Below are 14,990 nucleotides of genomic sequence, written 5' to 3'. Positions count from 1 at the left end.
AAATTATATTTTTTTCGAAAATATCAAACCGCCGCAAACGCGTACCGTTGGGCCTCGTTTCTAAGAATTAATGAAAAAATATTCTGGATTGAAATTTTTTCTGGCAAAAAAAGTCTAGGATGTAATTTAGATAACCATATGAGAAAAAGAAATCAGGAGACAAGATGAACTCAGGCCAGAATGATGAAAGAATTTTAAAAATAACTAAATTTCTGTCCGATATCAAATCAGGCAAATATAGTGGCTATAAGATCGAAAATCGGGACGATGAACTGGTGCAAATGACCCACTCGGCGCTTAAACTTGATTTAATTGCTGGGGTGAAATTTAATGAAGTCAGTGACGCGGTTGTGATGATCGACTTTTCAAACGTTTCTTTGACTGATAAAGGACTAGAAGCCATCAAGGATAATCAAGGACAGATTACTCAAGCTGCTTCGCGGCCCCAAAATTCGGCGAAGGTGGTTCCTTTAAACGAACGGCAGACAGTCGCGCGCCCTAAACCGGTGCAATATGATGTGAATGCGATTCTTCAGCAGATGAGTCCAAAAGATCAAGAGACTGCTTCCAGTTTGATTCAAGCTTTAAAAGAGGGGCGATCCAATCAATTAGTGTATTCAGATTATTTGGATTTCTTTAATCGTAATCCTAAATTTTATGACTACTTTATTAATGCAGGGCAAAATGCTGATGCAGATGCACAGCCTGCTACAATGCAGCCCGCTCAGGCACAGCAACCAACAGCACAGCCTGCGGCAATGCAGCCCGCTCAGGCGCAGCAGCCAACAGCGCAGCCTGCGGCAATGCAACCTGCTCAGGGGCAGCAACCAACAGCGCAGCCTGCGGCAATGCAGCCAGCCCAAGCACAGCAACCGACAGCACAGCCTACGGCAATGCAACCTGCTCAAGCACAGCAACCGACAGCGCAGCCTGCTACAATGCAGCCCGCTCAAGCACAGCAACCGACAGCGACTCCAGACAATGCAGCGAACAACGGAATCTTTTCGCCAGAAGTTCAGCGAATTATTTCGCAAATGGAAAGTGAGCCGAAGAAGCGCCCAACTGCTAAATTTGAACCTGCTAAAGAAGCACCAGTTCAACAGCCCGCTGCGCCTAGTCCTAAGCCAACTTTAAGCGCTGAACCAAAAACCGATCCCATTGAACAACAGCCTGCTGAGAAATCTTATTCTACTTCGACTACACCGATTAAAGAGACGCCAAATGTTCAGGCGACCGAAGAAGAGGCGGAAGTCGTGCCGTTAGCTACTACTTCTGAGGAAATAGAAGAGGTTTCGTATGGGAAAAAGGCAACCGCTCATGTGGAAATCCGTTACGTCGATCAAGATCAAAACGAAATCGCTCCGACGCTCTCGATTCAATTGACGAGCCAAACGGCATCTTACGATGTTACGAGCTACGAAAAGAAGATCCATGATTACAATTTCGTCAAAGCAGATCAAGCTAAAGGCAAAATTACTGGTCATGAGATTAAAGTTGTTTTTCATTACGAAGCAAAAATTGCAGAAGGCAATATTCGGGTCAATTATGTTGACCAGCAGGGTGAGAAGATTGCTGAGCAAAAGATCGTCCAAGGCGGACATATTGGCGAATTTTATCCGTTACTCAGCGACTTGCCAGAAAAATTAGTTGATCAGATTCACGCACGATGCTATAAGTTGCAAAGTATTTTGGCAGATAATGATCCAACGGACTCCTCGCTCATTTATTTCTCTGATCACGATCAGAATTTCACCGCAATTTTCCGCGAATTGGTTCCCGGTCGGATAACGTTACGTTATCGCAATCTCAAGAATCAATCGATTGGCATCGGTGAACGAGTGATGGAGAACAATGTTCAAAACGGCGACCAAGTGGCAATTCCGCTGCCGCTGGTTCCAACGGGTTATGAATTAGATAAGACGCTTTTAAATGGCGATCCAGTTAGTGTTGGTGATCAATTCACTGTTTCACCAGATCAGCAAGTTGTTGATTACGTATTTAAACGAGTTATTGCTGATGGTGCAATTGTTTTCAATTATGTCGATCAAGATGGGCGTGAGATTGCGCGTCAGACGACAGTGCGCGGCGGACGTTACGGCGAAACCTACGATTTTGAAAGCAATTTGCCACAAGTTATTGTTGATCGCTTGAGTGAAGGGGTTTATGAAAATAATCCCGTAATCAAAGAAGAAAACGAAAACGGCACAATTGTACCAGCTGCTAGAGTTATTTTTGATAACAACGATCATGAATACTCGGCTGTATTCCAAGCCAGCGAAGCTGCAACAATCACGCTGAAGTTTGTCACCACTGACGATAATCCAATTCCAGATGTTACAGATAAAGTAGTTCAGGGAACGCATTACTACGGCGATACATTTATTATTCCAAATGCGCCAGCGATTACCGGATTTGATCTCAACCGGATTATGGTTAACAACAAGCCAGCTAAGGTTGACGATCCGATTATGTATGACGATCAAGAACAAGTGGTAACTTATGTGTACACGATTGCGACAAGTACAATTACAGCTCATCACGTAGATCAATTGGGCCGCCAGATTGCCGAAGATCGGGTTATCACGGGTCAAATCGGTACTTCGATTGAACAAAGTCAGCTCGTATCACTGAGGCTTAACCCTTACTTTGTTTTAAGTGATGTGCTAACTAGCGGTAGCAATTACACCTTCACTGCTGAGCCACAGTTCATCACTTTCCACTATCAAGTGGATGATGATTTGGTGCCGGATGTTTTGAATGTAGCAGACGTTAACCTGATCAATTGCCTTGATACCAACGGTAATATCATAGGACGGGTTACGCCAAGTTCAATTCATCTTGAACAAGTTAAAGTTGGTCATGTCTATTCAGTGCATGCTCCCGATTTTGCGGGCTATCATTTATTCAGCCAACTCGATACTGTGCGGGTGGTTTGGAACTCTGAAAAGGCGAATGATTTCATTATTGTCAACCATCCAAACGGGCTGGCCTTCATATATCAATCAGTTTAGATCTAGAAGTCATGGAAACATGGCTTTTTTGGTTGGACAGAAAAAATAACAAAAATAATATCTTTTCATAATCTGTATAGTAGGACAAGATCGAATTTAATTAGGACTTGTTCTATACTTGATCAAGATTTATAGATATAATTGTGCTACAGAACACTAGTAAGTAAAAAAGGTTGGGGATTATGGAAATAAACGCAGTAGATTTGTTTTGCGGATTGGGGGGATTAACTTACGGATTATCCTCCGCTGGGATCAATGTTGTTGCTGGGATTGATATCGAGAAGAAATGTAGTTTTCCCTACTCTAAAAATAATCATGCAGCTTTTATTCCAGGAGATCTTAAAGAAATTTCACCAGATTTTATTGATCTTTTATATCCGCCGGATACCGATATTAAAGTTTTAGTTGGATGTGCACCTTGTCAACCATTTTCTTCTTATAGTTATCGCTATAAAGGCAGTGATCAAACTAAGAATAAAATGGATCTTTTGCACTATTTTGGTAAGATTGTTGAAGAAATTCACCCAGATATTGTATCAATGGAGAATGTTCCTCAATTAGCTAAGGAGGGAGTATTTGCTGAATTTCTTGAAGTTTTGAAAAACGCTGGATACCAAGTGGATTGGCAAATCGTTTATGCTCCGAAATATGGTGTTCCCCAAAAAAGAAAACGATTAATTTTGTTAGCTTCAAAGTTTGGGTCAATCTCTTTAATTCCTCCAATTTATCAAGAACAAAATTATCCTACAGTGAGAATGGCAATTGGAGATCTGCCGCCAATTCAATCAGGTGCACGGTCAAAAATTGATCCAATGCATCGGTCAGTTCAATTGACCGAAATTAATTTGAAAAGAATAAGGCAGTCTAAGCCAGGAGGAACCTGGAAAGACTGGGATCAAACCTTACTCCCTAAAGCGTACACCAAAAAGTCAGGCCAATCTTATACCAGCATTTATGGAAGAATGAAGTGGGACGAGCCTGCTCCCACCATTACGACCAAATTTTATGGTTATGGAAACGGCAGATTTGGTCATCCAGACCAAGATCGGGCAATTTCGTATCGGGAAGGAGCGCTATTGCAGACTTTTCCTCGGAATTATCAATTTTTTGATGAAGAACACCAGTTATCAACTAAAGAGTTGGGGATTATGATTGGCAACGCGGTTCCAGTAAAATTGGGTGAAGCAACTGGCAAAAATATTATTAAACACATCGAAAAAAGAGGACATGATCATATCAGTTGAATTAAAGAAGAAAGCTTTAAGCCAAATCCAATTGTTACAAAAACAGGTTGGGATTATCTGTTGAATATATACAATGAAAAAGCTTATTTACTCCTATGTACCAAAGAAATGCAGGTGTCTGGGTAATAGAATCTATGATATTGGGCGATCCAATTCCTGTTACATTTCTTTTTGATACAAAAGAAATCAATTATCTCACGGAGATTTTTCTTTTTTTGAGACCGCAAGAGATAATACAATGTCAGATATTAAGCATACGGCAGAAATTGTGTTTGGTTTTCTAGACTCTACAATTAAAAAAGAAAATGAACTGATGGATGAAAATTTCTTTGAAATAAAATAGCATATATATTTAGCCATTTCAAAAATAATTTTGACGAACTGATTGGACAAAACTCGATCGGTTCTTTTTTTCGTTCTTATTTCCTGGGAAATAGGAATTCATACTTGAGTTATTTCAATTTTCTGGGATTTTAAATCTTGAAGTAGCTGCTCGTCGTGGGCGTCAGTAATTAATTGATTAATTTCAGATGCAGCGCAGCACACATAATTACTGTAAATCCCTAATTTGTCGCTGGTCGATAAAGCAATCACGTTATCAGATCTAGCGACCATTTTTTGTTTGACCTGAGCTTCTTGTTGGCTATGGAAAGTTGCGCCGTTTTCGGCATCCAAATTATGAATTCCCATCACATAGGTGTTCACTCTAAAAGTGGAAATTGCATCAATTGCTTCGATTCCCAAACTGACCGCAGCTCTTTTGGCAAAAATTCCTCCTAAAGTAATGACGTTAACATTTTTCTTGCTAGATAGTTGGATTGCTAGATAAGGAGAATTAGTAATAAAAGTCGCGGCGAAATTTTCGGGGATGGCCTGAACTAAATAATAATTAGTAGTGCTGCCATCGATCAAAATAACTGTGTCTTCAACCAGAAAACTTAGAGCCGCTTGTGCTAAAAGTTTTTTCTCATCAGTCTTAACGGATAAGCGTTGTTCAAATCCCGTCACAGCAGGACCAATGCGTGATGCCCCGTTGTAAACTCTCTTGATTAAGCTTTTTTGATCTAACTCGCGAAGATCGCGCCTAATAGTATCCTCTGAAAAATGAAATTGTTCCACTAATTCAGCGGTTGTGACGTGCTTTTTTATATTAATTGCTTGAAGAATCAAATTTTGTCGTTCTTTTTTTAACATTTTTGGACCCAAAGTTTTTTTATTCTTCGATTCTAACATATTTCGAGATTTTATTTAAAAAACCGATTATTTAATTGAACATGCAGAAAAAATAAATAAACAGGCAAAAATAGGTTGATTTTTGCCTGAATTAAAACTACAATACAGTTGTCTGTGAAAGCGGTGTCTTTTGAAAGCCGCGTTATTTAGGAAAAGGAGTAGACAAATGAATCAACAATGGATTGATTTAAGTGGAAAAGTTGCAGTAGTCACTGGTGGCAGCATGGGACTAGGGGAAGCGATGGTGAATAGTTTAGTAGGTAATAATGCCAAGGTTATTTCATTAGACGTGGCCATTACTGATTCGCATAAGGATCAAGCGAATGTCGAATCAATGAAATGCGATGTCTCAAACAAGAAAGAGGTTGAAACTGCCATCCAGCAGATTGTCGATCAATATGGCAGAATTGATGTCCTTGTTAACAACGCGGGGGTCAGTCGGCCCCGGATGTTGGTGGATTATTACGGAACACATCCGGAATATGAACTCAGCGAGGCAGATTTTGATTTTATGACTAATATCAATCAAAAAGGAGTGGTATTGTGTGCCCAAGCAGTTGCTCGCGTGATGATTAAGCAAAAGTCAGGGGTAATTATCAATATGTCATCTGAGGCAGGATTAGAAGGCTCAAAAGGCCAAAGTTGTTATTCGGGGAATAAAGCGGCGGTGGCGATTTATACCAAGGCTTGGGCCAAGGAATTGGGTCAATTTAACATCAGAGTTATTGCGGTTGCTCCGGGGATTAATGAGAGGACGCCGATGAATAATGATGCTGCTTTTAAAGCCTTGGCTTATACCAGAGGTCAAGATCCAAATAATATCAGTTCAGATTATAAAGCAGTAATTCCCCTAGGTCGTCCAGGCCAAATTAAGGAAATTGCAGATCTGATTTCTTATTTGTCATCTGATCATGCGTCTTATATTTCTGGCACCACGATCAACATTACAGGAGCAAAATCTACTAGATAGGAGGTGAGCCTAGTGGATCAAAGTATCAACAATTCAACTGTTCTAACTAAAATTAGACGTTTTGGCGGCATCATGAGTGCGATGGTGATGCCAAATCTAGGGGCGTTCGTTGGTTGGGGTTTAATGGCAGCATTATTTATTCCCCATGGCTGGCTACCAAATAAGACTTTAAACGAACTGGTTGCCCCGATTTTGAATTATGTTTTCCCGTTATTGATTGCCTATACTGCTGGTTACAATATTCATGGTCAAAGAGGCGGAGTTATTGGATTATTTGCGAGTATGGGAGTAATTGTTGGCTCTAATATTACCATGATTAGCGGAGCGATGATTATTGGACCATTGGCTGCTTGGACTTTGAAGAAATTTGATCAAGCAATTCAAGATAAAATTAAGCCTGGTTTTGAAATGCTGGTTAATAATTTCAGCTTAGGTATTATTGGAGCATTTTATTGTATTTTTGCATTTTTGACGGTCGGGCCAGCGATTAGAGCCTTGGTTGCAGTGATTACTGCGGGAGTAAATTGGGCGACTAAAAATAAAGTGATTCCACTTCTTTCAATATTTATGGCGCCAGCGCAAGTGCTGTTTTTAAACAATGTAGTTAATCACGGGATTTTGGCGCCAATTGGCTTTGCTCAAGCGGCCAAAGCTGGTAAATCGATTATGTTTTTGGTTGATAGTAACTGCGGTCCTCTTCTGGGTACCCTTCTTTCAATTTCACTTTTTGGCAAAGGCAAGGCGAAGAATACTGCTCCGATGGCGATGTTTATTGCTGGAATCGCTGGGATTGGTGAAGTATATTTTCCATTTGTGCTTGGTAATCCAATTATGATTTTTGCAACGATGGGTGGTTTGATGGTCTCACTGTTCCTTCAAGTTGTTCTGGGCGGCGGCTTAATCGGAGTTGCTTCGCCAGGAAGTTTGATCAATATTGCAATCATGACGCCAAAAGATGCAATTTTTGCCAATTTTGTTTCGATTGTTGCGGGGTTCGTGGTGGCCACGCTAATAGGAACATTTCTTTTAAAAGTTTTTCCACCTAAAGAAGATGTTGATCCAACGCTAGATTTTGCAGTTGGTGACCGCAAAGTTAAAACAACAAGCGATTTTGTAGCATCGAGTAAATCTAGTGACCGCATTAAAAAGATTATAGTTGCATGTGATTCCGGCATGGGCTCAAGTGCCATGGGTGCGTCGGTTTTGAAACTGTTGCTTAAAAATAATAATTTGACGGGAATTGAAGTTAAAAATTCCTCGGCAAATCAGATTGATGCCGATGCTGACCTAGTAGTAACGTTGGATTCATTAATTGAGCGGGCCAGATCAAGCAGTACCAATGCGCAGACAGTTTTTATTCCAATCAATAATTTTTTAAAGGATACAAATTATCAAGAAGTAATTGATTGTGTCAAAGAGCGAAATGGAATTAGTCAGAGTACTGCTATTGAGGAGACGCCAAAGCGAATTGATCGAAGCATTTTAAACGAGAAAAATATTAAGCTCAATCAGAAATTTCAAAGCGTAGAAGATGCAATCATTGCTTCTGGTCAAATTCTAGTAGACAACGGCTACGTCACAAACGATTATGTTGACCAAATGATACAAAGAAATCGTGATTTACCCGTTTATATCGGCAATCATGTCGCAGTGCCGCATGGTTTGGAAGACACAAGAAATGCTATCAAGCAAACGGGGATTTCTATTATCCAAGTGCCTGATGGGGTTAAATTTGCTCCAGATGAGGTCGCCTATGTTTTTTTAGGCTTAGCAGGCAAGGGCGATGATCATTTAGAAATTCTAAAAGCTATTTCGCAAACTTTGATGGATGAAGCAAACGTTGAAAAGCTTAGGACTGCCAGGAGTGCAGCAGAAATTTTAGCAATATTTGAAACAAAATAATTTTAATGGAGGATTTAAGGAATCATGAAAAATGTCATAATTGTTGGAGCAGGTCGGTTAGGAAAAGGGTTCATGGGAGAAACGTTTTATAACGCTGGATGGAATATCACATTTTTAGATCAGGATCCTCAAGTAATTGATGAGTTAAATCGTAATCATTCATATAACGTAACCGTGCACACGACCGATCGGGTATTCACCAATGAGGTCAAGAATTATCAAGCGTTGTTGATTAATGAACATGCAAAAGTTCTCGACTATTTTCTGCAAGCTGATTTGCTGATGTTACCATTATACCCTCAGGATTTCCTGTCGGCTGCTCGTGACTTAGCTTTTTACTTTGATCAACAGTTTGAAGTAGATCCCAGTGCGAAAAAGACTTTAATTTGTTTAACTAATAAAAACCACATTATTCCTAAGATTACTGCTGCTTTTCGTGCGAGTTTAAAAGATGAGCAAGTCAAAAAATGGTTTGATCAAAATGTGGTAATTCGCGATTCGATTGTCAGAAGATCAACTGATGCAACTTCTAATTATTCCACTGATTTGGTAACAACCGCAGTCGCTTCGTTGATTATTCAAGGTCCGGTATTTTCTGATTTTAGTGATGTAAAGTGGCTGGATGTTCGTGATAATGTAGAGATGTTAAAAGATATTAAGGTTTTTACGATCAACGGGCCTCATGCAACGACGGCATACTATGGCTATCTTTTGGGCTACGATGATATTGCTAAGGCGGAAACCGACCCCAAAGTGGCCCAATTAATTAAAGAAGTTCACGATGAAACAATTGAGGCGGTGTTGTATGAGTATCCGGTTACCCGTGATCAAATTCGAGAATTGGAATATCTGCCAGCAGCCAAAGATGAAATGTCCGACTCGATTTACCGAGTGGGTTTTGATCCGATTAGAAAAGTTGGTAAGAACGACCGTTTGATGGGCGTAATCAGTTTATGTGAAAAATACAAGCTTAAATATGATGGACATGTAAAAGCAGTGGCATGTGCTTTTGCTTATGATGAGCCTAAGGATGTTAAGGCACAGCAGATTCAGCAGGACCTCAAAAATCTAGGAGTTGTGTCAACTATTGCTAAATATATTGAGCGGCCAGCCGAAGATCCAGTGGTTCAACAAATCGCTGAATATTATCACGATTTATCTAAGGTCAACTAATGGATTTTCAAGCAATAATTTTTGATATGGACGGAGTATTGATTGATAGTGAGCCGCTGCAATTAAAACGCCAACAGGAATTTTTAGAATATTTAGGCGTTAAAGTACCGAATCAGGAACTTGTTAAGATGGTCGGAGGAAATAAGAAAATGTATTTCGAGATTATTTCCAAATACTATTCTAAAGAAGACGACTATTTATCGTATTATCAAAAATATGATCGCTACTTTGAGAATCGTCCCATCGATTATCAGGCCTTATTGAATCCAACTGCAATTTCACTTTTAAAATGGTTGCAAAGCCAAAATTTAAAAATTGCGCTAGCTTCTTCGGGAGCCCCAGAGAAAATTGCGACCGTTTTAAATCAATGTGGGTTAACAGATTTTTTCGACCCAGTAATTAGTGGTAACATGTTTAAGCAGTCAAAACCGAATCCAGAGATTTATCTCACCGTTGCATCGATGTTAAATGTTAAAAGTGAGGAATGCGTGGTTATTGAAGATTCAGACTACGGGATTAAGGCAGGCAAGGGTGCAGGGATGTATACAATTGCCATTAAAGAGGAGCGTTTTCCGTTCTCCCAGGCTCAAGCTGATCGGATTGTGGCCTCGCTTTCAGATGTTCCAGCGGAATTGGTGAAGTACAAAAAAAGAAAATCTTTGCCGGATGATTCAAGTTAGCAGACCCAATCCCCACAAAGGTTTTCTTAAGAAATAAATTTAACACAAATTAACTCGGACAAAAAGTCGGAGTTTTTTTGATGAAAAATAAAATTTTTGCGTAATCTATATAATGAACGAGAATTTAGGAGATTACCAAAATGAAAAGAAGGCAATTGCTAAAAAATGATTTAATTTTCAAAAAAATTTTTGGCCGCAAGGAAAATTTTTGGATTTTACAAGCGTTTATTTATGATTTATGTGGAATTTTAATTAAAGATATCAGCTATCTTGATCCGACCAAAATTTTTTCAATGCGGCATTCTGGTCAAAAAAATAAATTAACGGATGCTCAAATTAGTACCTTGAGAACAAGGATCGTGGACATCTTGGCTGAAATAGATGGTCAGACGATGTTAACTTTAGAAATGCAGGTTCGAAAGACTGAATATTTCCTTGAACGGATTGTTCTATACATTGCAGACGTCTACGGGTATAATTACAATAACAAGGAAAAAATGAAGGACCCCAATAACAAGTTTAGCTCCTTGGAACCGGTAATCCAGGTCAGCATCTTGGATTATAATGAGTTTCCTGATGATAAGGCGATTCATCAGTTTTCGCTGCAGGATGAGGAGAACGGGAACCCTTATTTAATAAAGATATTCGTTTTAGAGTTGAGAAAACTATTAATTAATGTTTCTGATCCGATTCGAAAGAAGCATTTGAAATTCTGGATAAAATTATTCAATGGTGAAGAAATCGGACCTGATGCCCCAGATTATATTCAAGCGGCATCTAAATTGACTAATTACTATAATTTGACAAGAGAGGAGCAAATCGAAGTGGACGCAATCGAAATCGCAATGGAAGAAAGAGAAGCTGAACTGAGCTACGCAGAACGGTACGGCGAAGCTAAAGGAATGGAAAAAGGCGAAGAGAAAGGAGAAGTTAGGGCAAAGGAACAAATCGCACGAAATTTGCTTGCTCAAGGTGTCGACCTTAAAGTCATTAGTAGTGCAACAAATCTCAGTGTTGAAGAGATTGAACGTTTGAAATAAGACAAAAAGCGATCAGTAAATTACTGATCGTTTTCTTTTGAAAACAAATGAAAATTTGTGGGCTGATAGTCATTAAGATATTGATTAGCCTCATTGAGGTCAGTAATAAAGTGAATCCGCGTGCGATCTTTGGCGCTCAGTAGATCATCGGTCACCAGTTGATCAATGAATTTCTCAAACGGATCGAAAAAGTGCTCGTAGTTGTAGAAGAAATAAGGAATTTGAATTTCGCCAATGCGGTCCCAACTCATAATTTCGGTGATTTCTTCGAGGGTGCCAACACCACCTGGTAAAGCCACGCAAACGTCAGCAAGTTCAGCCATTTTGGCTTTGCGCTCGTCCATTGTATCAACAACGTAAGTTTGATCGTTAAGCGGTGAAACCAAATTTTCATCTGCCATAAATTTAGGAATAACGCCGATTATTTTGCCGCCGCGCTTATGAACATTTTGGGCGGTGACGTGCATTAGACCAGCGTTAGAACCGCCGTAAACTAAGTTGCCCTGGTGCCCAGCAATAAAATCAGCAATTTGTTCTCCTGCTGGATTAAATTTGGTGCTTTCAGGTGATGCACTGCAATAGACTGCAAAATTTGTCATGGTAAACCTCCTGGTAATATTTCATTATATCATAATTATTTATCTGATTGTATCTGGAAAAGTTCGCCAAACTCGACTACAATGTTTAAGTAAAATTTAATGCCAGAGGGCAAAAGGAGTATTATGCGTAGATTAAAGAAGAGTTGGCTCAGAATTTTTGCTGCAGCTGCAATCTTTAGTTTATTGTTTGTTTTTGTAGGTTGTAGTAGTAATAGTAGTTCAAGTTCGACTAAGAAGGAGACTACTTCGGGTAAGAAAGTGGAAATCGTGTTCTGGCACCGGATGACCGGTCCGTGGAAAACCGCGCTGGATCAAGAAATCAGTGACTTCAATAAATCGCAAGATAAGTATGAAGTTAAAGGAATTACACAGGGATCAATTGATCAGTTGAAGCAAAAAGTAATGGCTGCTGCGCGGTCAAAGACTTTGCCAACGATCACCCAGCTTCCTTACACCAGTATTCCAGATTATATTAAGCAAGGCATGTTAGAAGAAGTAAGCTTCACGTCTGATCAAAAGAGTGATATGTATCCTGCAATTTTGTCATCCACTCAGTATCAAGGGAAATCGTATTCGGTTCCTTTTGCAGACTCAACACAGTTACTTTTTATCAATGATCAATTGGCTAAGAAGTACAATTTGGAAACACCAACGAGCTGGGAACAAGTTAAGACGATTGGCGAACAGCTCAAAAAAGATGGCATCTATGCGATGAGTTTGGATCAGTCATACGATATGCCACTTGAAAGTATGGCAAATCAAGCGGGCTATCCTTACGTCACTAAAGACGGCAAGGCTAACTTGAGCAAGCCAGAAGTTATCGCAGCAGCTCAGATGATTCTTGATCTCAAAAAAGACGGTTATCTTAAGACGGCTGCTGAAGATCAATATGGCAGTGTTGCAATGCTTAACAATAAAGCAGTTTATGGGATTGGCTCTTCGGCTAACATTGGTGAATTCAAAAACCGTGCCAAGTCAGGTCAGACTTTCTCGACTGCAGCAATTCCTTCTTACAAAGGAAAAAGCGGTGATGTAATTTCGGCTAATAATTTAGTGCTTTTCAAAAGCGCTTCGGCTGATCAGAAAAAAGGTGCCAAGGAATTCTTCAATTTTATGTTGAAGCCAAAACAGGCAGCTTACTGGGCTGAGAAGTCAGGCTATGTGCCAATGACCAAGTCAGCAATGAAATACAAAACTTATCAGGATTATCTTGCGAAGAATCCAAGCTACAAAGCCGTCGAAACTTCAATAGAAAATGCATATGCTTCCAATCAATTTGCGGGCTATGATAATTTTAGAACCAAATTGCTCAGTGCAGTTGATTCGACTTTAACGGCGAATGCTTCAGCCGATAAAGCTTTCACCTCACTGCAGACGGAAACTCAACAAATTTTGCAACAAAACAAGTAAAAAATTAGTTAAACAAGTATCCTGCCTGGTGGCGGGATATTTTTTTTTGGATCGATTCGGTTTATACTGATGATATGGAAAAAAATAAAAAAATAATTATTACTTTTTTAGCTGTGATGCCTTTGGCTCTTGCGGGCTGCAGCAATTCAGAGAAGGCTGGTCGCGAGGCAGTTGTTAAGTATCAAAAAGAAGAAGCAACGGATTACGCGAAGAAAGCTGATTCTTATCTGTCAAAAGGGGATATCGATAAAGCTTCAGTTTACTATAAACTGGCCGAAGATAATGGCAAAAAAGGCGGCGCGATTCAGAGCGCTTTAAGCCAGTGGGGCAAGGCGGCTGACCTTGAAAGTGCTGGCAATTACCAGGATGCTTTGACTAATTACAAGAAGATTAAGACTACCAGCAATCGTGGTTTTAACCGGCTTTTGAGTAAGAAAATCGATGATTTGACGAATATCACTGAGAACACTAAAAGATATGCCCAGGGGTATCAGCAGGCATTAGCCAGCTATAATGCCAAAAATTATGCGCAGGCAATTGAGCAGTTGAAGCAGTTACTGGCAGACAAAGATATCAAAAGTAAAGAGTACCTGGATGTCTTTAGTAATATTCACGATCTTTTGTTAAAATCAACGCTTGATTTGGCAAATACCAATCTTGCTACGGCTCAAGGGACCCCAGTTGAAACTCAACCAGCGACGCAAGAGACTCAGCAGAGTCAGGCTAGTGGCACTCAAACGCCGCCGAAGTTAGCTAATGGCAAACAAGTTACGCAAGCAGATATTACCAAGGCACGTGATCAGATCGATAAACTTAATGTTGACGGAATGAAATCTAGCTTCTTTAGTGGAGAAGATATCACGAACATTATTAATATTGCGATCAAAAATCAACACAATGAAATTACAAGAACCGATTTGGAAGAATTTCTAAAGCCAAAAGGTAAATAAAAAGGCCACTTTTGAAGTGACCTTTTTTGCTAGGCATTAATAATTTTGTTGATAAACTCTTTAGCACGATCGCTAGTCGGATTATTAAAGATCGTTTCAGGTGCATCATCTTCTAGAATAACTCCATCATCGAAGAAAACGACGCGATCAGCAACTTGGCGGGCAAATCCCATCTCGTGAGTCACGATGATCATGGTCATTCCCTTTTGGGCGAGGTCGCGCATAACATTTAATACATCGCCGACCATTTCCGGATCGAGCGCGGAAGTTGGCTCGTCAAAGAGCATGATATCAGGATTCATCTCAAGCGCCCGGGCAATTGCGAGCCGCTGCTTTTGACCACCGGAAAGTTGGGCGACAGGCGATTTTTCTTTCTCCGCCAAACCAACAGTTTCCAGTAATTCGAGGCCTTTTTTGTAAGCATCTTCGGGACTCATTGTTTTGAGCGTCAAAGGAGCATAGGTGATATTTTCGATGACGTTCTTATTATTGAAAAGGTTGAAATTCTGGAAAACCATTCCGATTCTCTGGCGCACTGCATTGATGTCGCTTTTCGGATCGGCGACGTTAACCCCGTCGACGATAATTGTGCCGGAGTTGATCGCCTCTAGTTGGTTAATGGAGCGCAGAAATGTCGATTTACCAGAGCCGGATGGGCCGATCATAACCACAACTTCGTTTTCATGGACGTCAAGCGAGATTCCTTTTAGGACTTCGTGCTTGCCAAAAGACTTGTGGACGTCCTCTGCATGAATTTTTACTGTTTTTTCTTCCATCG

The 14,990-nt window shown here is 40.0% G+C and carries 12 protein-coding genes; 9 read left to right on the top strand and 3 right to left on the bottom strand.

Features of this window, described 5'->3' with window-relative positions; all coding sequences use genetic code 11:
• Positions 1-164 precede the first annotated feature (164 nt).
• Both R8495_RS10795 and R8495_RS10790 read left to right on the top strand, forming a co-directional pair.
• Positions 165-3,011, top strand: coding sequence for a MucBP domain-containing protein (locus R8495_RS10795; protein ID WP_317635463.1), 2,847 nt, complete (start codon positions 165-167; stop codon positions 3,009-3,011).
• Between the two features lie 182 nt (positions 3,012-3,193).
• Positions 3,194-4,255 (top strand): DNA cytosine methyltransferase, encoded by a 1,062-nt coding sequence (locus R8495_RS10790; RefSeq protein WP_317635462.1) that lies wholly within the window; start codon positions 3,194-3,196, stop codon positions 4,253-4,255.
• 441 nt (positions 4,256-4,696) lie between these two features.
• On the opposite strand, the gene R8495_RS10785 is transcribed toward R8495_RS10790, so the two are convergent.
• Positions 4,697-5,449 (bottom strand): DeoR/GlpR family DNA-binding transcription regulator, encoded by a 753-nt coding sequence (locus R8495_RS10785; RefSeq protein WP_317635461.1) that lies wholly within the window; start codon positions 5,447-5,449, stop codon positions 4,697-4,699.
• 205 nt (positions 5,450-5,654) lie between these two features.
• Between R8495_RS10785 and R8495_RS10780 the strand changes: the two genes are divergently transcribed.
• From R8495_RS10780 to R8495_RS10760, 5 genes are all read left to right on the top strand, one after another.
• Positions 5,655-6,458, top strand: coding sequence for a sorbitol-6-phosphate dehydrogenase subunit (locus tag R8495_RS10780; RefSeq protein WP_317635460.1), 804 nt, complete (start codon positions 5,655-5,657; stop codon positions 6,456-6,458).
• A gap of 12 nt (positions 6,459-6,470) precedes the next feature.
• Positions 6,471-8,360: a PTS mannitol transporter subunit IICBA gene (locus R8495_RS10775; protein ID WP_317635459.1), complete on the top strand. Its 1,890-nt coding sequence runs from the start codon at positions 6,471-6,473 to the stop codon at positions 8,358-8,360.
• Positions 8,361-8,384: 24 nt separating this feature from the next.
• Positions 8,385-9,533, top strand: coding sequence for a mannitol dehydrogenase family protein (locus R8495_RS10770; protein WP_317635458.1), 1,149 nt, complete (start codon positions 8,385-8,387; stop codon positions 9,531-9,533).
• Positions 9,533-10,213 (top strand): HAD family hydrolase, encoded by a 681-nt coding sequence (locus tag R8495_RS10765; RefSeq protein ID WP_317635457.1) that lies wholly within the window; start codon positions 9,533-9,535, stop codon positions 10,211-10,213. The genes R8495_RS10770 and R8495_RS10765 overlap by 1 nt, the downstream gene beginning before the upstream one ends.
• Before the next feature lie 140 nt (positions 10,214-10,353).
• On the top strand, positions 10,354-11,253 hold the full coding sequence (locus R8495_RS10760) for an Rpn family recombination-promoting nuclease/putative transposase (RefSeq protein WP_317635456.1): 900 nt from the start codon (positions 10,354-10,356) through the stop codon (positions 11,251-11,253).
• A 20-nt stretch (positions 11,254-11,273) separates the two neighbouring features.
• Here R8495_RS10760 and R8495_RS10755 read toward each other — a convergent pair whose 3' ends face one another.
• Positions 11,274-11,852, bottom strand: a complete 579-nt coding sequence (locus R8495_RS10755; protein WP_317635455.1) for an LOG family protein — start codon at positions 11,850-11,852, stop codon at positions 11,274-11,276.
• Positions 11,853-11,975: 123 nt separating this feature from the next.
• Between R8495_RS10755 and R8495_RS10750 the strand changes: the two genes are divergently transcribed.
• Positions 11,976-13,262: an extracellular solute-binding protein gene (locus R8495_RS10750; protein ID WP_317635454.1), complete on the top strand. Its 1,287-nt coding sequence runs from the start codon at positions 11,976-11,978 to the stop codon at positions 13,260-13,262.
• 74 nt (positions 13,263-13,336) lie between these two features.
• Positions 13,337-14,212 (top strand): outer membrane protein assembly factor BamD, encoded by an 876-nt coding sequence (locus R8495_RS10745; protein ID WP_317635453.1) that lies wholly within the window; start codon positions 13,337-13,339, stop codon positions 14,210-14,212.
• Positions 14,213-14,241: 29 nt separating this feature from the next.
• On the opposite strand, the gene R8495_RS10740 is transcribed toward R8495_RS10745, so the two are convergent.
• Complete coding sequence (locus R8495_RS10740) at positions 14,242-14,988, bottom strand: amino acid ABC transporter ATP-binding protein (RefSeq protein ID WP_317635452.1); 747 nt, start codon at positions 14,986-14,988, stop codon at positions 14,242-14,244.
• Positions 14,989-14,990: the final 2 nt, after the last annotated feature.

It is taken from the genome of Xylocopilactobacillus apicola (genome assembly GCF_033095985.1).
Lineage (GTDB): Bacteria > Bacillota > Bacilli > Lactobacillales > Lactobacillaceae > Xylocopilactobacillus > Xylocopilactobacillus apicola.
Note: the sequence above shows the minus strand (reverse complement) of the source record. Positions and strands in the feature narration are given on the sequence as shown.